The organism is Streptomyces sp. LBL (assembly GCF_029893585.1).
GTDB lineage: Bacteria > Actinomycetota > Actinomycetes > Streptomycetales > Streptomycetaceae > Streptomyces.
In genome coordinates this window covers 1-17,204 of record NZ_JARXYX010000010.1, presented here as the reverse complement: position 1 = coordinate 17,204, position 17,204 = coordinate 1, and the positions used below count along the sequence as shown (strand labels likewise).

General features: G+C 69.5%; 13 protein-coding genes, 2 tRNA genes and 2 pseudogenes. 7 read left to right on the top strand and 10 right to left on the bottom strand.

Annotated elements, in window-relative coordinates:
- Positions 1–128: 128 nt before the first annotated feature.
- Together M2271_RS14050 and M2271_RS14045 are read right to left on the bottom strand one after the other, a co-directional pair.
- Positions 129–5,246: a PAS domain-containing protein gene (locus M2271_RS14050; RefSeq protein ID WP_280887521.1), complete on the bottom strand. Its 5,118-nt coding sequence runs from the start codon at positions 5,244–5,246 to the stop codon at positions 129–131.
- Positions 5,247–5,832: 586 nt separating this feature from the next.
- On the bottom strand, positions 5,833–6,336 hold the full coding sequence (locus tag M2271_RS14045; RefSeq protein WP_280887520.1) for an SSI family serine proteinase inhibitor: 504 nt from the start codon (positions 6,334–6,336) through the stop codon (positions 5,833–5,835).
- Positions 6,337–6,563: 227 nt separating this feature from the next.
- On the opposite strand from M2271_RS14045, the gene M2271_RS14040 reads away from it, so the two are divergent.
- Positions 6,564–6,654: transfer RNA gene (locus M2271_RS14040), tRNA-Ser, on the top strand.
- Between the two features lie 189 nt (positions 6,655–6,843).
- Positions 6,844–6,916: transfer RNA gene (locus M2271_RS14035), tRNA-Arg, on the top strand.
- Positions 6,917–6,993: 77 nt separating this feature from the next.
- Here the strand turns inward: M2271_RS14035 and M2271_RS14030 are convergent.
- The 3 genes and pseudogenes from M2271_RS14030 to repSA all read right to left on the bottom strand — a co-directional run.
- Positions 6,994–8,228, bottom strand: a pseudogene (locus tag M2271_RS14030) (site-specific integrase).
- A complete protein-coding gene (locus M2271_RS14025; RefSeq protein ID WP_280887519.1) occupies positions 8,216–8,425 on the bottom strand; it encodes an excisionase family DNA-binding protein in 210 nt (69 codons plus the stop codon). The pseudogene M2271_RS14030 and the gene M2271_RS14025 overlap by 13 nt, the downstream one beginning before the upstream one ends.
- A pseudogene (repSA, locus tag M2271_RS14020) lies at positions 8,422–9,033 on the bottom strand (replication initiator protein RepSA); the annotation flags it as partial. The pseudogene repSA and the gene M2271_RS14025, both read right to left, overlap by 4 nt.
- 241 nt (positions 9,034–9,274) lie before the next feature.
- Between repSA and M2271_RS14015 the strand changes: the two are divergent.
- Both M2271_RS14015 and M2271_RS14010 read left to right on the top strand, forming a co-directional pair.
- Positions 9,275–9,622: a hypothetical protein gene (locus M2271_RS14015; protein WP_280887518.1), complete on the top strand. Its 348-nt coding sequence runs from the start codon at positions 9,275–9,277 to the stop codon at positions 9,620–9,622.
- 193 nt (positions 9,623–9,815) lie between these two features.
- On the top strand, positions 9,816–10,130 hold the full coding sequence (locus M2271_RS14010) for a hypothetical protein (RefSeq protein ID WP_280887517.1): 315 nt from the start codon (positions 9,816–9,818) through the stop codon (positions 10,128–10,130).
- 239 nt (positions 10,131–10,369) lie between these two features.
- On the opposite strand, the gene M2271_RS14005 is transcribed toward M2271_RS14010, so the two are convergent.
- From M2271_RS14005 to M2271_RS13990, 3 genes are all read right to left on the bottom strand, one after another.
- Entirely contained in the window at positions 10,370–10,660 is a 291-nt protein-coding gene (locus M2271_RS14005; protein WP_280887516.1) for a hypothetical protein, read from the bottom strand.
- A complete protein-coding gene (locus tag M2271_RS14000; protein WP_280887515.1) occupies positions 10,657–11,388 on the bottom strand; it encodes a GntR family transcriptional regulator in 732 nt (243 codons plus the stop codon). The genes M2271_RS14005 and M2271_RS14000 overlap by 4 nt, the downstream gene beginning before the upstream one ends.
- Before the next feature lie 746 nt (positions 11,389–12,134).
- Entirely contained in the window at positions 12,135–12,413 is a 279-nt protein-coding gene (locus tag M2271_RS13990) for a hypothetical protein (RefSeq protein ID WP_280887513.1), read from the bottom strand.
- Between the two features lie 79 nt (positions 12,414–12,492).
- Here M2271_RS13990 and M2271_RS13985 point away from each other — a divergent pair, with 79 nt between their 5' ends.
- Positions 12,493–13,248, top strand: coding sequence for a GntR family transcriptional regulator (locus M2271_RS13985; protein WP_280887512.1), 756 nt, complete (start codon positions 12,493–12,495; stop codon positions 13,246–13,248).
- Positions 13,249–13,481: 233 nt separating this feature from the next.
- On the opposite strand, the gene istB is transcribed toward M2271_RS13985, so the two are convergent.
- Positions 13,482–14,255, bottom strand: coding sequence for an IS21-like element helper ATPase IstB (istB, locus tag M2271_RS13980; RefSeq protein ID WP_280887511.1), 774 nt, complete (start codon positions 14,253–14,255; stop codon positions 13,482–13,484).
- Between the two features lie 58 nt (positions 14,256–14,313).
- On the opposite strand from istB, the gene M2271_RS13975 reads away from it, so the two are divergent.
- Positions 14,314–14,595 carry a hypothetical protein gene (locus tag M2271_RS13975; RefSeq protein WP_280887703.1) on the top strand — a complete coding sequence of 94 codons (282 nt, stop codon included), beginning with the start codon at positions 14,314–14,316 and terminating at the stop codon, positions 14,593–14,595.
- Between the two features lie 6 nt (positions 14,596–14,601).
- On the opposite strand, the gene istA is transcribed toward M2271_RS13975, so the two are convergent.
- Positions 14,602–16,110: an IS21 family transposase gene (istA, locus tag M2271_RS13970; RefSeq protein ID WP_348539169.1), complete on the bottom strand. Its 1,509-nt coding sequence runs from the start codon at positions 16,108–16,110 to the stop codon at positions 14,602–14,604.
- Positions 16,111–16,524: 414 nt separating this feature from the next.
- Here istA and M2271_RS13965 point away from each other — a divergent pair.
- Positions 16,525–17,204, top strand: a 680-nt coding sequence (locus tag M2271_RS13965; protein WP_280887509.1) for a transposase, incomplete at its 3' end; no start/stop codon positions are given.

The window sequence follows — 17,204 nt, the reverse complement described above, 5'->3', positions numbered from 1 at the left end:
GGGTGCACCCAGGGCACACTGCGGGAGTGCCCCGAGCGTGCCCCGAGTGGGGCCCGGGCGAGGTCGGCTCCCTCCCTGAGGCGACGAAGGCAGTTCCCCCGATTCGGTTCAGTTGGTGCTGATTCGGTTCAGTTGGTGCCGATGCGGGACAGCAGGTCGACGATCCTGCTCTGCACCTCGCCGCTCGTGGACCGCTCGGCGAGGAAGAGGACCGTCTCCCCGGACGCCAGCCGCGGCAGGTCCGCCTGGTCGACGGCGGCGGTGTAGACGACGAGCGGGGTGCGGTTGAGCTGCCCGTTCGCGCGCAGCCAGTCCACGATGCCGGCCCGGTGTCGATGCACCTGCATGAGGTCCATCACGACGAGGTTGGGCCTGAGCTGCCCCGCCAGCGTCACGGCGTCGGCGTCACTCGCGGCCCGGGCGACCTGCATCCCGCGCCGCTCCAGTGCCGCGGTCAGCGCGAGCGCGATCTCCGCGTGCTCCTCGATCAGCAGGACGCGCGGCGGATGCTGCTCGCTGTCGCGCGGCGCAAGCGCCTTGAGCAGTACGGCGGGATCGGCGCCGTACGCCGCCTCCCGCGATGCCTGTCCGAGCCCGGCCGTCACCAGCACCGGCACCTCGGCCGCGACCGCCGCCTGCCGCAGCGACTGCAGCGCGGTCCGCGTGATCGGTCCGGTCAACGGGTCCACGAACAGCGCGGCGGGGAACGCCGCGATCTGCGCGTCCACCTCCTCGCGCGAGTGCACGATGACCGGCCGGTACCCGCGGTCGCTCAGTGCCTGCTGCGTGGTCACGTCAGGCGCCGGCCACACCAGCAGCCTGCGCGGGTTGTCCAGCGGCTCCGGCGGCAGTTCGTCGTCCATCGGCTGAAGGCGCGGCGGATCCGCCACCTCGACGGCGCCGCCCGGCCCGTCCAGGGGCTCGGGCCCCTCGGCGGCGTTCACATCCGGTGCCCCTATGGCGTACGACCGTCCCGTTCCCTCGGTCGCCTGCACCAGCCGGGACTGCCCGGCGAGCGACGCCTGCGGCTGCGACTGCTGCGGTACGACGGCCTGGTCGCCCTGTGGGTGCGAACGGGCCGCCTGCTCCGAGTGCCCGGCACCGGGGTCGTTCCGCGTCCCGAGCTTGCGGCGCCGACCGGAGCCGCCCGGCTGATGCGGGGGAGGCGTGGTGGACGGGAGCGGGGAAGCAGGATGCGATGCCTGCGGGTGCCGGGTGAACGGTACGCCCTGGCCGAGCGTGCGCACGCTGATGGCCCTGCCCTGGGTGGAGTTGGGGTCCGCCGGGGCCTCGGGGGATACGGCAGGAGGGGCGATACCTGCACCCGCACCCGCACCTACGCCTGCACCTACGCCTGCACCTACGCCTGCCCCTACGTCTACGCCTGCTCCGGTTGCTTCCGCGGGGAGGGGCTGGGCGGCGCGGGGGTGGCCTGCGGCGGCCTCCGGGGGGAGTGGAGCGCCGGGCCCGGGGGTGCTGGTGGGCTGCGCTTGCGACGGCTGGGGTCCGGTGGGCGGTACGGGGGTTGCGGCGCCGTTCGGGGGGATGGGCATGCCGGCGGCGGACGTGTCCTGGGCACCGGGCCACTGCTGGGGGGCGGGTGCGGGTGCGGGTGCGGCTGCGGTGGCCTGGGCGGGGGCGCCGGCCATGCCGGGAGTGTGAGGGGCTTGGGCAGCGGCGCCGGGGGCGGTTGTGCCCTGGGCGGGGGTGCCGTGGGGCGGGACGCCGTGGGCGGGTGCCGACTGGCCCGGGGGGATCTGACCGGGGAGGACCTGACCGGGCGCGGCGTGACCAGGGGCAACTTGGCCGGGGACGGCCTGCCCGGGGGCGCCCTGGCCGGGTAGGGCTTCGGCTGGGAGCGGCTGGCCTGCGGTGTTGGCGTTGGGCACGCCGAGAGCGGTCGGGGCGCCCTGCGCCGGGAGGCTCTGGGCGGGCAGGACCTGATGGGGAACTGCGGCGGCCTGGCCGGGCGCGGTCGGCCCCGCAGTGAGCGGCAGGCCGGGCACCGGAGCGCCAGGCCCAGGCTGACCAGGCACGGCAGCGCCGGGAAGGGCCTGCCCCGGCACGGGAGCGCCGGGTACGGGCTGCCCGGGTACGGCCTGTCCGGGTACGGCCTGCCCGGGCACCAACTGCCCAGGTACGGAGCCAGCGGGTACGGAGCCAGCGGGTACGGAGCCAGGTACGGAAGCGCCGGGGGCGAGCTGCCCCTGGGCGAGTTGAGCGGGCAACCCGTCCTGTCCGGGCGCGTTGTGCGCCGGAAACGGAGCGGAAGCCGGGACACCCTGGCCCGGTGTCGTCTGCGCCGGGCCGACCAGGCCGGCCGGAGCCACGACCGGCTGGCCGGGCGACATCTGAACTCCGTGAGCGGCAGCACCCGGCGCGGGCACCGGGGCACCCGGCTGACCGACCGGCACCGGCTGACCCGCCGCACCGCCATGTCCCGCCGTACCACCCTGCCCGACCACGCCACTCTGCCCGGCGGCCGCAGGGCCCTGGGCCGTGCCCGCCTGAGACACACCCGTCTGGGCCGGTGTGCCCTGCGCGGCCTGCCCGGCGGCCGAAACAGCCAGGGCAGAGACCTCTTCAGGCGTCCCGCCGGCTTCCGCCTCCGCCTGTTGACCGACCGCCCGCCGACGGCGTCCCGTCGGTGCGTTCGCGGGGTGCGGCTGCGGCGGAGTGTGGTCGTCGGCCTGACTGTGCGGCACGGCGTCGTGCCACCCGTCATCGACACCGGCGTCGGCGGGCGCACCCTGGCCGGGAACCGGCACCAACCCCTGAGCCTGAGCCGAGCCCGGAGCCACCGCCTGACCGTCTGTGGCGTCTGTGCCATCTGCGCCATCTGCGCCATCTGTGCCGTCCGTCGGGCGGTCCGCGTCGGCGGGCGGCAGGGCGAACACCGTACGAGGGCCGGCTTCCTGCGCGGCGGCGCGCTCGCTGGCCGCGGCCAGCGCACGCCGACGCCGTCCGGTGGGCTGCTGTGCATCGTCGGCAGGGTCGGCGGAGGCCCCCGCCGGCAGTGCCGGCGGCAGCGCGTGCTGTTCGCCGCCGTCGCGCAGGGCACGCCGTCCGCCGGACGCGGGTACGCCCTGCGGCGGCACCGTACCGCCCAGACCGGTCCCCGCGGCCGCGGTCCCGGCCGCATGCTCGGCGGCGGTGACGACGGCACCCTCCGACACACCGGCGACACCCGCGACGGCCGCGGCGATCTCCGTACGGCCGTCACCGTCACCGCCGCCGTCGTCACCCCCACCGGCACCGATCTCGGCCGGTTGCCCGCGCCGCCGTCCGGAACCGCCGGACACGTCGCCGCTCTCGCCCGCCGCCTGGGCCGGGACGGGGGCGGACTCCTGCGCCGCGGCAGCCCGCCGCCTGCGCCGTCCGGTAGGTGCCACGGCCTCCGTCTCGGTGCCCTCGCCGTCGGCGCCTGGCACCTCGCTCTCCAGGAAGGCGTCCGTGGTGGCCCGCCGGGCCCGCCGCCGTCCGCCGCCGGAAGTGGTGTGCGTGCTCTGCGTGGCCTGCTCGGGTACGGCACCCTGGCCGGGAGCGGCCTCCAGCGCGGCCGGTCCCGGAGCCGCGACGGCCCCGGCCCCACCACCGAGGGGCACTTCAAGGACGTAGGCATTGCCGCTCATGCCCGGCACTTCGTGCGTCTGCAGCACGCCACCGTGCGCGCGCACGATCCCGCGCACGATCGGCTCGTGCACCGGGTCTCCCCCGGCGTACGGTCCGCGTACCTCGATCCGTACGACCTCGCCGCGCTGTGCCGCCGCCACGACGACGGTGTTGTCCATGTAACCGCCCGCCGAAACGGGCGCGTTGCCGGTCGCGTCGACACCGGCGACATCGGCCACGAGATGCGCGAGCGCGGTCGCGAGCAGCCGGGAGTCCACCTCGGCCTCGATGGGCGGCGCGTGCACGGCGAACTGCACACGTCCGGGTCCGATCAGCTCCACGGCCCCGTCCACACCCGCCGCGACCACGGCGTCGAGCATCACCTTCGTACGAGTGATGCCGTCGGCGCCGGTGTCGAGCCGCTGGTATCCGAGGACGTTGTCGATGAGCGTGGTGATCCGCGAATAACCGGCCGACAGGTGATGAAGCACCTGGTTGGCCTCGGGCCACAACTGCCCCGCGTCGTCGGCGGCCAGGGCGGAAAGGTCGCGGCGCAGTTCGTCCAGGGGACCGCGCAGCGACTGGGCGAGCAGCGTCAGCAGTTGCTCGTGCCGTCCGGCGAGGGCCTCGTAACGGTCCTTCTCCCGCTCACCGAGGGCGGCGTACCGCTCCTCGCCCGCGGCGAGCTCCTCCTCGTGCTGCTCCCGGATCTCCTCCAGCTCGTTCACGTGCTTCTGGCGCAGCGCGGTGAGCTCGGAGGCGTGCTCCTCGGACAGCCGCTCCAACTCCTCGTCGTGGCGCTTCTCGACGGTGGCCTTCTCCTCGGCGAGCGCGTCGTACGGACGCCGGTCGGTGAAGGTCAGCACCGCGCCGACGAGTTGGTCGCCGTCGCGGACGGGCGCGGTCGTCAGGTCGACCGGAACCTTGTCGCCCTTCTTCGACCACAGCGCCTGCCCGCGCACCCGGTGCTTGCGCCCGGAGCGCAGGGTGTCGGCGAGCGGCGACTCCTCGTACGGGAAGGGCGTGCCGTCGGAACGGGAGTGCAGTACGAGGTCGTGCAGTTCCCGCCCGCCGAGGTCACTGGCCCGGTAGCCCAGTATCTGAGCGGCGGCCGGGTTGACGAGGACGATCCGCCCGTCGGTGTCCGTCCCCACGACACCCTCGGCCGCGGCTCGCAGGATCATCTCGGTCTGCCGCTGCGAGCGAGCCAGCTCGGCTTCGGTGTCGACGGTGCCGGACAGGTCCCGTACGACGAGCATCAGCAGCTCGTCGGCGCTGTAGCCGTGTCCGTCGTAGGCCTGCTGGCCGTTCTCCAGATTCGCGCTCGTGACCTCGACCGGGAACTCGTTCCCGTCGGTCCTCCGGGCGATCATCCGGGTCGGCTTGGTCCGACCGCGCGGGTCCATGTGGTCGGGCCGCCGCATCGAGCCCGGGATCAGCTTGGAGTCGAACTGCGGCAGCAGATCGAGCAGCCCGCGCCCGACGAGGGCTGTCCCCGGTGACTCAAACGTCTCGAGCGCGATCGTGTTCGCATTGACGACGGTTCCATTGGCGTTGACCAGCACCAACGCATCCGGAAGGGCGTCCAGTATGGCTGCGAGGCGAGCAGCGCCTCGGGATGGCCTGCTGCTCACGAGACGCTTCCTCCCTGTTACCGCACCTTGCCGACCGTTCGGGCCATCTTGCCAACCGGCCCGCACCGTGTCACGCGAGGGAGTCTAAGGGCACCGGTTGCGCTCGCGACGCCGGATGAGAGGGAGGTCGCACGACGAAGTGACGTAGAACATGTGACCGCATCCACGCCCGAATCCACGACGACATGCCTGGGCTCCCGATTCCGCTCGGCGTGACCTGGGCGGGACCTGTCCAGGACCTTTCCGGGACTTTTACGGAGCCGGGGCGTCCGCCATGTAAAGGCGGGGGCGTGCGAGGGAGGCGTGAGAGGTGAGAAGAGCGCGGGGTACGGGCCGAGGATGCGCGGAGACTGGGCGTCCGCTCTGGCGCCCGGCTGGTGAGCTGCTCAGAAACCCATTCTCGGAAGCGACTCAGAAGCCCATCCTCGGGAACTGCTCAGGAACCCGGCCTCGGGAACTGCTCAGGAACCCGGCCTCGGGAACTGCTCAGGAACCCGGCCTCGGGAACTGCTCAGGAACCCGGCCTCGGAAGCGACTCAGAAGCCCTCCTCGGAAGCTGCTCAGGAGCCCCAGCCTGGGCAGCTGCTCAGAAGCCCAGCCTGGGCAGCAGCGGTACGAACCGGTCCCAGCGCCCGATCTCACAACCGTTGGTGCGGTCGAACGTCGTGTCGACGGGTCGTCCGGCCCAGGTCCCGGTGACATGCGCGGTGGCCGGCCCGCCGTACTGCATGGTGCAGACACTGTCCTCCGGCGCGGGGCCGAAGGTGTCCTTCCCCCATCGAGTGTTCCGGTCGACGACGGCACACGCGCCGCCGGCGTCGGGATGGCTCCCCCCACTGGGATGACAGTCCACCTCGTACGTCCCGTCGGCACCGCCGCCCGCGTTCCGCACGATGACGGTGAGATGGTGATCACCGCCTGCCGGCCGGTCTTCATCGCGCGCGGGCGGGGGCGCGAGCGCGGCGGGAGCGGCGGCGGCCGCGGGCACCGCGGACAGGGGGACGACCGTGCCGACGGCCCCGACCGCGACGAGCAGCGGAGCGAACCGTGTGAACCGTGGGAGCCGGCCGAGCCGGTTGACCTGCGACATGACCTGACTAACGCGGCAGCCGCCCAGACGTTGCACCGCCACCCCATCACTCCCATCGCCCCCACCATCGCTCCCACCGCCCCCTGCCACCACCACCACCGACGTCGCTGCTAACGACTTTGCTCTGCGGGCCGCCCGCCTAGTACCGTGGGAGGCGATTGGTGACAGCACGCTCGACTGTGTCATCATCTGCACGCACCACTCGCGCTCGCGCGGGCGGCTGTGCTGGAGGCGTCGCCTAGTCCGGTCTATGGCGCCGCACTGCTAATGCGGTTTGGGTTTTAAAGCCCATCGAGGGTTCAAATCCCTCCGCCTCCGCAGCAGATCACGAAGCCCCGGTCCACAGACCGGGGCTTCGTCGTTCTCCCAATTCCCCCATCTGGCGCGTTTCCGCAGCTCACAAGCGGTATGGCTAACGGATTTCACATGGCGGCGGCAGTCATGTAATGTTCTTCCTGTCGCCGCGAGCGGGCCAGAAGGGCCAGGAACGGCGAGAAAACAGAACAAGCACTCGTAGCTTAACGGATAGAGCATCTGACTACGGATCAGAAGGTTGCAGGTTCGAATCCTGCCGAGTGCACACAGGTGAGAGGCCCCGGAGAGATCCGGGGCCTCTTGCGTTTCAGGGGCGTACAGCAGCGAAGTACAGCAACCGTGTCAGCCGGTACCGCCCATGGCGTCGGACAGCTGGCCGATCGCGGCGCGTACCTCCTCCTCGCTCGCTTCGGCGTAGACCTCCATCGTCATGGCGATCTGCGAGTGCCGGAGGATGCGCTGGGCCACCTTCGGGTGCACTTTGAGCGCGACCAGGAGCGAGCTGCATGTGTGCCGGGTGTTCCGGAGCGGGATGACCCGGAGCCCGGCACGACGAGCCCGGAGGGCGAACATGCGGGTCATATTGCCCGGTTCGATCGGCGTGCCGTACTTCGTGGTGAAGATCAGGTCATGGCTTCCCTGCCAGAGCTCCCCGGCGGCTTCCCGATCGCCTACTGCTGAGCGCGACGCATCCGCAATGCCTTGAGGCAGAGCGCCGGCAGGGGGAGGAAATCGTCAGAGTCTTCGGTCTTGGTCTCGCGGTGAAGGATCTCCCGCCCCGCGCGCTGGATCTGGTGATCGACGTACAGCTCTCCCCGCTCGAAGTCGACGGACTTCCACGTGAGGCCCAGGACCTCACCACGACGCAGGCCGAGGCAGAGCACCAGGACCCAGGCGGCGACGAGATGGTCATCCCGGGCGGCGGCATCGGTGAGGAACTGACTGGCTTCGGCAACGGACCACGGCTTGATCCGACGGCGACGAGGCTTCGGCACCTTCACGAGCGAGGCCACGTTCTTGCTGATCTCCTCCTCGGTGACCGCGTGGGTCAGTGCCGCTCGAAGAGCATCGCGCGCAGCCTGGATCACGCGACGGGACGGGTACGCCTCGCAGCACTCCCCGATGGCACAGCACTTCCGGCGGGTGGGCGCCCGCTTGGCGTCCTTGCTCTGGGCACAGCACTGGCAGACAGCCTCCAGCTTGGTCAGCCACTCACGGACGTCCCGGACCGTGAGCCGATCCAGCCGCTTGGAGCCGAGGTGAGGAGCGATGTAGAGCCGGAAGCAACCCTCGTACGAGACGTACGTCAGAGGCGCCAGGTTCGGCTTCACGACCGAGTCGAGCCAGTAGGAGAGGAACGCGGCCACGGTCCGGTGCCGGGTAGCGACGGGCCCCTTCTTCGCCTCCGCGTGGAGGTTGAGCCACTTCTCGTGGACTTCCTCGCGAGTCTTGCCGTAGGCGTACTTCCGGGCCCGCTTGCCGTCCGGCTTGGTTACCCAGACGTAGGCGGCGTAGCCGTTCTTGTACGGGTAGATCGAGCCTTCGCCGTTGCCGCGCTTGCCGCTCATGCCGCCCACCCCTGTTCGGCTTCCTGGGCGCGACGTTCGATGTACTCGTCCACATAGCGGAGCAGGATGCGGCGGTTACGGCCGTCCTTGACGGAGCGGATCTCCCCGGTCAGGACGAGCATCTTGGTCTTGGAGAGGCCGTAGCCGAGCATCTCAGCGACCTCGCGTGTGGTGTGCCACTTTCGTTCGATCACTGTCGTGGTCATGCGGCGGTTCCTTCCAGGGTGAGTTGGTCGCGTAGTGCTTCGCGGGCGGTTTCGCGGTTGTGTTGGAGGTCGCGGGCGATGGTGGCGGCGAGGACTGATTCGCCGGGGGTGTGGCCGTGTCCGGCGTACTGCCAATCCGTGAGGACGAGGACGTTGTCCGGCTCGCGGTCCTCCAGGCCGAGGGCTTCGCGTTCCTGGGCGGCGCGGAAGTCGGCGCGGGCCTGGCGGAGTTCGCCGAGGGTGGTCGAGTAGCGGCGGGACTTGGAGGAGAAGTGGCCGCGGAAGCCGAGCATGTGCGCCGAGGCCCACAGGCGCCGGTCGGGGTAGAGCGGATCGAGGATCTTGCACGCTTCGATGAGGCGGCGGGTGTGGTCGGGCACGTGGTGGCGGTCGAGTTCGGAGAGTTCGCCGATGCGGCGGTCCAGGGTGCCAGTGTTCTCGGCCGCCTTGGTCGCGTACTTGGCGACGTAGGACGCAACGGCCTGTTCGGTGATGTCGGAGCCGTCACCGAAGGCCTTGACCGGGCGGACGTCGAGCTGGGTGCCCCAGCGGAAGGTGCGGGCGGGCTGGTCTGAAACGGCCGGCACCGACACCGACGTGTAGGAGTGCGTGGCCCAAGTTGCTTCGGGACGAAGCGGTCTGTGTCTTCCGCACGGATCACGAGCGGTCGGCGCCAGGGCCCTCCAGGGTATGGCCGACACAGATGAGGTCTTGGACGGCAGCTCACCGGGGCACGATGAGTGCATGGCATCGGAGTGGATAGCCCCTGTGGTCACCGGCGTCTCAGGAGCGCTAGGAGTTGTGTTCACGTGGCTCGCAGGAGCGCAGGGCAGAGCACACGCAGAGCGCATGGTTGCCCAGTCACGAGAAGCCGAGCAGCGCACCTATTTACGTAAAGAGCGGCGCGATGCTTACTTCGCGGCCCTTCGCGTAGCCGTCCTCGATGTGCGCCGTTTGCGGTACGAACATGCTCGCAAGGTCAGAAAGCTCCGCGAGGTAGAGCGGTACTGGACGAAGACCAAACGCATCGAGATGAGCATGGAGGCCCTGATTGCTCTGCACGCGTTCGGCAGCGACGAGGCTCGCCAGTTCTCTGTGGCATGGCGGGTGGCCACAGAAGCAAACGATCTGGACACTATGCAACGGCTTGTCGAACAGTTCCGTGCACTCATGCGGGTGGAGCTCCAAGAAGGCTAGGCACCGCCGGCCGCATCACGTCGGAACGGGCGCCACAGCGGAATGAGCATGACCGCTGCCTGTCGAATGTGTGTCGAAGGACGTCTTCCGAGCCGGTCGAGTGACCACAAACTAGCAGGTCAGACGCAGCTAAAGCCCCTACTGGCTTTGCGCCTTCTAAGCCCCAGGTCGCTCACTGAGTCATGATCTGTTGATGGATGAGTACGCGTGGCCCACGGGCCCGGATCTGCCGGCCGCAGATGTAGTTCTCCAGAGCTGGGCGCCAACCGTCGCAGCTTTGCCCGTGGGGACTCACATCACCGGAGAGGTCATCGGCCGCCAGCCCTTTGGCGTCTTCATACGTATGGACGGTGTGCCCAACGCCGTGGCGCTGGCCGAGATCACGGCCATGCCGCTGGGGATGGAGTTGCCTGCCCTCGGGGCCTCCGTCGAGGGGGAAGTCTTCTGGCACGCCCACAACCACCAGGTGAGGGTCCGGCTGGATGAGTGGCGGACGTCTGCGGAGTGATCGTTCCCTGGGCCGTCTCTGGGCCGTGCGAGGGCGCCCGAGGCTACTCAAGGGCGACCGACAGTGACAGGCGAGCCGTAGCGGCTGAGGGAGGAGTCCCAGATCAGTGCCCCCGGCCAAACAGGTTTCCCCCGGAGGGCGGCGGTCGGGCAAAATGGGGTGTTTCTAGCCACAGACACCGAAAGAAGGGCAGGTCAGGAGGTTCTTCCTCTTGACCTGCCCTTCCTCCAGGAGCGGTGCTATTCAGGCGCTGCCAAGCGGTGACCACGGCTGGTCGCTACGCGGAGCGTGTCCCTCAGAGCTCCCGTCAGGTCCTTCGCCAGGAGGCGTAGGTCGTTCGGCTCCGTATCGACGTCAGCGAGCATGCCTGACGCCTGGTCCAGAAGTTCGGTTGCCCTGCCGAGTTGTGCCGATTCCATGGTGTCGGCCAGGCGGGACATGTGACCGTCACTGTCATCGGTGCTGAGAAAGCAGGGTTTGCCGTCGGGTCCGGCCCACGGGAGGAGCCGCAGTTCGTTTGACGTCGTCATTCTTCCGCCGCCCTCTCGTCGATCACGTATGGAGTGGTGAACACCGCGTCAGCGCGGTCCCCCGGCAGCACAAAGAGCGCAGCCTCGACCACGCGTCCACCGGTGTCGGCCATCTGGCGTGTGATGGCGAGGACCGCCAAGGCAGAGCTGATTCGAAGGACGGATGCCTCGTCCGGTGTCGGGAGTCGAACGCTGACCTTCTCTCGGACTTCAGCCAGCGGCGGGTGGAGCTCGGGGAATCGCGTCATCGTCCCCTCGTACGAGGGCGACTCGCGGAGGGCGGCGGCCGGCGCCAGGTCGCAAGGGACGTAGATGCGCGCCAGGCTGTGCGGTCTCTTGCCCTCATGGCTGAGGCAAAGGAATTCGGTCAGGGGACTGTTCGTCGGCACCTTCAGCAGGGTCGCCAGATGCCCGCGGGCCTGAATCCTGGTGGTGTGGACGGTGACGCTCGGAGCTGCGTGAGCAGCGTTCTGTCCGTCGGGTGTGCGGCACCCTCCGACGTACCTGATCCTGCGTAGGGGACGGCGAACGAAGTTCCCCTTGCCATGGACCTTTTCGATGAGGCCTTCCGCTTGGAGCACGGCGAGAGCGTTCCGCAGCGTCGGTGTGCTGACCCTGTACTCCGAGGCGAGGTGGGCCTCAGCAGGAAGACGCTCGCCGGGTTTGATCCGGCCGGTGGCGATCCGGTCCCGGAGGTCATCGGCGATGGTGTCGCGGCGAGAGGGCACGGGCTAAATCACCGCCTCGCACCCTTTGGAGCCGCAGGGCGTCGAGCCGACTACCCATGTGCATGGTCAGCAACTCGCCGGAGTCGAACACAAGTCGCTTGGCTCCAGCGGGCAGTTGAAAGAGGTCGATCACTCGGCAGTCCTGGCCTCCGACCTGGATGACGTCGCCGCGCTGCACGCTGGCGGAGGTGATCTCGACCGGGGAGAGGACGACGCCACCGGGTAGTTGTCCCCTCACGTCACCACCTCTGTCGGCACTTCCTGATGGGTGAACGTGTGACAGGGGCAGTCACAGGCTTCGTAGATCACCGGTACGTCGACCGGTGCGAGAACCGGGCAGGACTCCGCGCAGGCGTAATGCGTACCGATCCGGCACGAGACCGACCGGTAGGAGTCAGCTTCCGCCCGCGTGGTGTGGGGCGGTTGGCGAGGAGGCATCAGCGGTCACCCACCGAGGCGAGCCAGGGGCCAGCAAAAGGAGGGCATAGGGGGGCCGTTGAGCGGTGCCGCACATGCTCCTCACTGGCCAGCACGTACGGGCGGACAAGCGCGGTCTCCTCGCCCATGAGCGCGCCCATGTGTTCTCGATGCCGGCGCAGTAACAGCGGTGCCCCGCAGGCGAATGCGGGGGCGGCAGCCAACGTCCGTGCGGGGTTTGCGGCGCGGCGGTGCCGGCCCTTGGGGCGGTACCGCGCACTGACGCACGAGAGGGTACGGCGGATACGATTGAACACGCTGCTCAGCTCCTATCGCTGATGGCCTGGTCCCCCGACATCGCCCGTCGCGGGGACCGTTTTGCGTACGACCGCCCAGAGGGTGCGGCCGTTCGAGCTGGTGGCGAGGAGACCGAAGCGGTCGGCCTGCGCCACCGCTTCCAGGACCTCCCGCCATGACTGGGCGGAAAGTGGTTCCGGTACCTCCGCCTCGATGGCTGTGCAGTCGTCGCGCTCGTCCACACGCGTGGCGAGCCCGACGGCCGATAACCGGGCTGCGATGGCCTCCGCGCTCACCTCGTAAGCAGGCACAGGGCATCCTCCGGTTACCGACACTCACGTTGAGTGAGGCTAGTTAACTAGATTAGAGCTAGTGGACTAGATTTTCCATATGTCTGAGCAGCCGCCCTATCTCCGCATCGCCGACGAACTGCGGCGGCGGATCGCGGAGCATGAGTGGGCGCCGGGGGACCGACTTCCTTCCCGTGCGCAGATCGCCCAGGAGTGCGGGGTGGGCGAGAACGTTGTCCGCCGGTCACAGGAACTGCTGATCTCTCAGGGTGTGTTGGAAGGTCGCGCCGGTTCCGGCACCTACGTCGCCGAGCCCCAGCGGCGCGTACGGGTGGTCCGTTCATCGGCGCGCGAGCAGCCCGAGGGCTCCCCGTTCCGTGCGGACATGAGGGCCGTGGGCAGGCAAGGCGACTGGGAGAGCCGGACTGAGGCCAAGGTCCCGGCACCGGCGGAGATCGCGGCGCGTCTTGGCATCGCCGAGGGTGATCCGTGTGTCCGCACCGCGTACGAGTTCCTCGCCGACGGCAGGCCGGTGCAGCTTTCGACGAGTTGGGAGCCCTACGACCTCACCGCCGGCACGCTCGTCGTGCTCCCCGAGGGAGGACCGCACGCCGGGGCGGGCGTCGTGAACCGTATGGCCGAGATCGGCATCACCGTCAGCCACGCCGTGGAACAGCCCGAGCCACGCCAGGCGACCGCCGAGGAGGCGTCACTCCTGGGCATCCAGAAGGGCTCACTGGTCACGCACATTCGGCGGACGTACTACAGCGACCAGGGGCGGCCCGTGGAGACCGCGGACATCGTGGTGCCCGCCGCTCTCTGCGAGATCGTCTACGAGATTCCGATCAGCCGGTAGTCAGTCGCCCTGCTGTCCGTTGCCGATGTACTCCAGCAGTCATCCGCGCGCTCCCAGCCGTGCCCATTCCATGCCCGATCGAGCGGGAAGCCACGGGGAAACACGGCGATGAGCGGGCAGCGGACAGCACTGTCAACGGTCATCGAGATGCCCAGGTGGGCGGTCGTCGGGTGTCCAGGCTGGTGGCCATCAGAAATCCATGCCTGTGGCCAGTGGTGTTGCTGGGGTGGGGGTCAGCTCAAGGGGATCACTCCCTTGCCGGCCAGGGCCTCGGAGAGGCGGTGTGAGTCGCCGGTGGTGGTCACGAGGTGAGCGTGGTGCATCAGGCGGTCGGTGCTCGCTCCGGCGAGGGTCTTGGGCATGATTGTGTCGAAGCCTGAGGGGTGGATGTTGCTGGTCACGGCGATGGAGCGGCGTTCGTAGGCCGCGTCGATGATGCGGTAGAACGCCTCGGCGGCGTCCTCACCGACCGGAAGCAGGCCAATGTCATCGATCACGATCAGATCGGCCCGGCAGATCCGGGCGACGGTGCGGGCGGTCGACCCGTCGACCTTCGACTTGCCGATGGCGGCGCTGAGGGTCTCGAGGGTGAACCAGGCCACCCGCAGGTCCTTCTCGATCGCGGCCTGGGCCAGGCCCTCAGTGAAATGGCTCTTCCCGGTCCCTGATGGGCCCGCAATCACGAGGTTTTCCGCGCGGCCGATCCACTCCAGGGTGGCCAGGGAGTTCTGGGTGGGCTCGGGGATGGTGGAGTCCTCGGCCCGCCAGGAGGCCAGGGTCTTGCCGGTGGGGAAGTTCGCCGAGTGCCGACGAAGCCGCCGGGTGGCCGCGTCGCGGCCGGTGACCTCCTCGGAGATCAGCAGCCGCAGGACCTCGGCGGGGTCCCAGCGTTGCGCGCGGGCGGTGGCCAGCACGTCGGGTGCGGCCTTGCGCATATAGGGCAGGCGCATCCGGCGCATCAGCTTGTCGAGCTCCTCGGGCAGCGCCGGGGCCTGGGGAAACGTCATGGTTATAAATTCCTTCGTCGGTCGCAGTGGGCGTCGATAGGCTCGGCGGGTGATCAATATGGCGGTGCGTGGGGACAGCGGGAACGTCGTGGCCCGGGCCGAAGGCGGCGTGGAGTGGACCGCCGCCTTCGCGGACCTGGACCCGGCCGGGTTCCCGATGCTTTGGGCTCTGACCCCGTATGGGGATGCGGTCTTCAATCAGCGGCAGGTGCCGCTGCTGCTGGCGGAGCTCGACCGACTCCCGGCCGCGTGCGGCGGTGATTGGGTCGGGCAGGCCCGTGAGTTGTGCCGGGTCGTTGAGCGGGGAATGCACCTGTATCTGTGGTTCATCGGCGACTGATTGCGGTCAGTCGGCCCTCGACTGCCTTGCTGTCGAGGGCTGTTGACCCAATGCCTGCCAGGCGATGGTGCCGCTCTGGACGGAGTGGGCCTCGTCTGCGCGGACGACCTCCCCGACCGGTTTGCTGGCCGCGATGTGCTCCAGGATGGAGACCAGGTCGCCGTCGGCGAAGCGCCCGGAGGCGGCTGCCAGCCCGAGGGCCTGGTCGACCGTGCCGGCGCCCAGGACGGCGGCGAGCTCGACAGCGCGGGCCATCTTGGCGCGGATCCGGGACGCGCCGGCGGGTCCGGCTTCCTTGAGCCAGCGTCCCGCGCCGGGACCGATGCCCACGAACGCGATCTCCGCCTCCGAGCGAGGCTGCAGCCGGGGCTGGTGAACACTGCGGCCGTCGGGGTGGTCCGGGTAGTGCGCGTCGATGATCTGCGGGACCCCGGGAGTGGACAGCTGGTGGCGCCAGATCTCGGACAGATCACCGGAGTTGGTGCGGGCGGTGATCGACAGTTCCTCGCCGACCACCCGGCACCACACCCTTGCGCCGGTGTAGCCCGGCGGGGTCGAGTAGCGCACCGCGTTGAAGCTGATGGTGCGGTCCGAGCCCACCACGCGCTCCTCGCCCAGCGCGAGCGCCAGCGGCTCGACGGGCAGGACGTGCAACGTGGTGCGCTCGATGTCGAGGCGGTCCGCCGGTATCTGTCCGGTCGCCCGGTGTCGGCGCGTGTTCACCGTGTCGCACCAGATCCGGCAGGCATCGGCGAGCTCGGCGAAGGAGTCGTAGGCGGGCAGCAGGTTCGCATCAGTGGGGACCAGGTCGGCCTTCGCGATGCGGACCGTGGCCTCCGCGCCGCCCTTGCTCTCGGGGTCGTAGGGGACACAGGACACGACCTGGCAACCGTAGTGCCGGCCCGCGGCGACCATCTGCGGGTGCCGGACCGGGATCCCGGCGATGTGCTCAACGGTGACCGTCTTCGCGTTGTCGGTCAGCACGTAGGTCGGGGCCCCGCCGATCCGGCGCAGCGTGGTGTCCAGGCAGGCCACCAGAGTGCCCAGGGTGCAGTCCCAGACCGGGATGACCACCCGGAAGCGGGACCAGGACAGCCACGCGCAGAACAGCCAGGTCCGCCGGCCCGCGATGCGCGGACCCTCGCCCCAGTCGAACTGCAGCCACCGGCCCGGCTCGGGGATCCACGGGCGGTAGGTCCGCCGCTTGCCTGCCTTCCAAGCGGTCTTCGCCGCGTTAACCGCCCGCCGGGTCGAGCGCGCGCTGCCCGGGTAGCCCATCTTCACGAGCTTGTCGTGGACCACGTCGGCGCGGATCGTCGCCTTCGACTGCTCGACCCACTCCTCGATCTTCTCCAGGAACGCGTCGATCAGCTTCGGCCGCGGCTCGCGCTCGTACGGGTTCCGCCCGCTGTCACGGGCCTCGACATACCGCTTGACCGTCTTCGGGTCATGCCCCGTCAGAGTGGCCGCCGACCAGACTGTCTCCGTCAGGTCGTACGCCTCGAATATCTCCATGATCTCTCTGTCAGACTTCGTCACAGGACCTCTTCGACCAGTTCGCTGATGCTTCGCAAACACCAGCAAACAGGACGGAGGGGTCCCCTTCAGATACGGGGAGCTATCAGGAACACCGCAGGCCGGACGGCCATCCACCTGGATTTCTGGTGGCCATCAGCCGGGACTCAACTGGCCGCACACCCGGACTTTGCCACGTCCGCCGACAAGCACAACGGGCTCTGACCGTATGTCCTGGTCAGAGCCGTTCGGCTTGACTCGCCCAGTGAGACTCCACCACCCGCGTGGTTAACCTCGCGCTTTCATGAAGCCTGGTGTCCGACGGGTGGTCAGATAAACGAAAAGCGCCTCTGACCAGCAAGAATGAGGATTGTCGAGGTCCTTATTCCCGCCGCCGTCGGAGGCACTTTCCAGGTGAAGAAGCGTATCGGGTCCTATCCGCGTGTTCGTACCGAGGGCGGTGGCCGGGCGGTGGTCTCGCAGGCAGGTGGGGTGCTGCTGGTCGAGACCGTCCGCAAGACAGGCCTGGACATGGCGATATCGGCGGCGTTGGCACCTTGGCGGCGGCCGAGGGCGGTACACGATCCGGGGAAGATCCTGCTGGATGTGGCCCTGGCGGTCGCGCTCGGCGGGGACTGCCTGGCCGATGTGGGCATGCTGCGGGCCGAGCCGGCGGTGTTCGGGCCGGTGGCTTCCGACCCGACCGTCTCGCGGCTCACCGACACCCTCGCCGCGGCCGGGCCGAAGGCCCTTCACGCGATCCGTGCCGCGCGGGCCGAAGTACGCCAGCGGGTATGGAAGTTGGCCGGGACCTCGGCGCCGGATGCCGCGGGCGAGGTGATCGTGGACCTGGACGGGGTGCTGGTGCTGGCGCACTCCGACAAGCAGGGCGCGGCAGCGACCTGGAAGAAGTCCTTCGGCCACCACCCGTTGATGGGCTTCGTCGATCACGGAAGCGGCGGCACCGGAGAGCCTGTCGCGGCCCTGCTCCGGCCGGGCAACGCGGGCAGCAACACCGCGGCCGACCACATCACCACCACCCAACTCGCCCTGGCCCAGCTCCCGAAACGGCATCGACGAGGCCGCTCCACGCT

Excerpts from the sequence above, each read along its gene's own strand:
- M2271_RS14010 (WP_280887517.1), top strand. The coding sequence starts at position 9,816 with ATGGATGAGTACGCGTGGCCCACGGGCCCGGATCTGCCGGCCGCAGAT.
- M2271_RS14005 (WP_280887516.1), bottom strand. The coding sequence starts at position 10,660 with ATGACGACGTCAAACGAACTGCGGCTCCTCCCGTGGGCCGGACCCGAC.
- M2271_RS14015 (WP_280887518.1), top strand. The coding sequence starts at position 9,275 with ATGGTTGCCCAGTCACGAGAAGCCGAGCAGCGCACCTATTTACGTAAA.
- M2271_RS13975 (WP_280887703.1), top strand. The coding sequence starts at position 14,314 with ATGGCGGTGCGTGGGGACAGCGGGAACGTCGTGGCCCGGGCCGAAGGC.
- M2271_RS14025 (WP_280887519.1), bottom strand. The coding sequence starts at position 8,425 with ATGACCACGACAGTGATCGAACGAAAGTGGCACACCACACGCGAGGTC.
- M2271_RS13985 (WP_280887512.1), top strand. The coding sequence starts at position 12,493 with ATGTCTGAGCAGCCGCCCTATCTCCGCATCGCCGACGAACTGCGGCGG.
- istA (WP_348539169.1), bottom strand. The coding sequence starts at position 16,110 with ATGGAGATATTCGAGGCGTACGACCTGACGGAGACAGTCTGGTCGGCG.
- M2271_RS14045 (WP_280887520.1), bottom strand. The coding sequence starts at position 6,336 with ATGTCGCAGGTCAACCGGCTCGGCCGGCTCCCACGGTTCACACGGTTC.
- istB (WP_280887511.1), bottom strand. The coding sequence starts at position 14,255 with ATGACGTTTCCCCAGGCCCCGGCGCTGCCCGAGGAGCTCGACAAGCTG.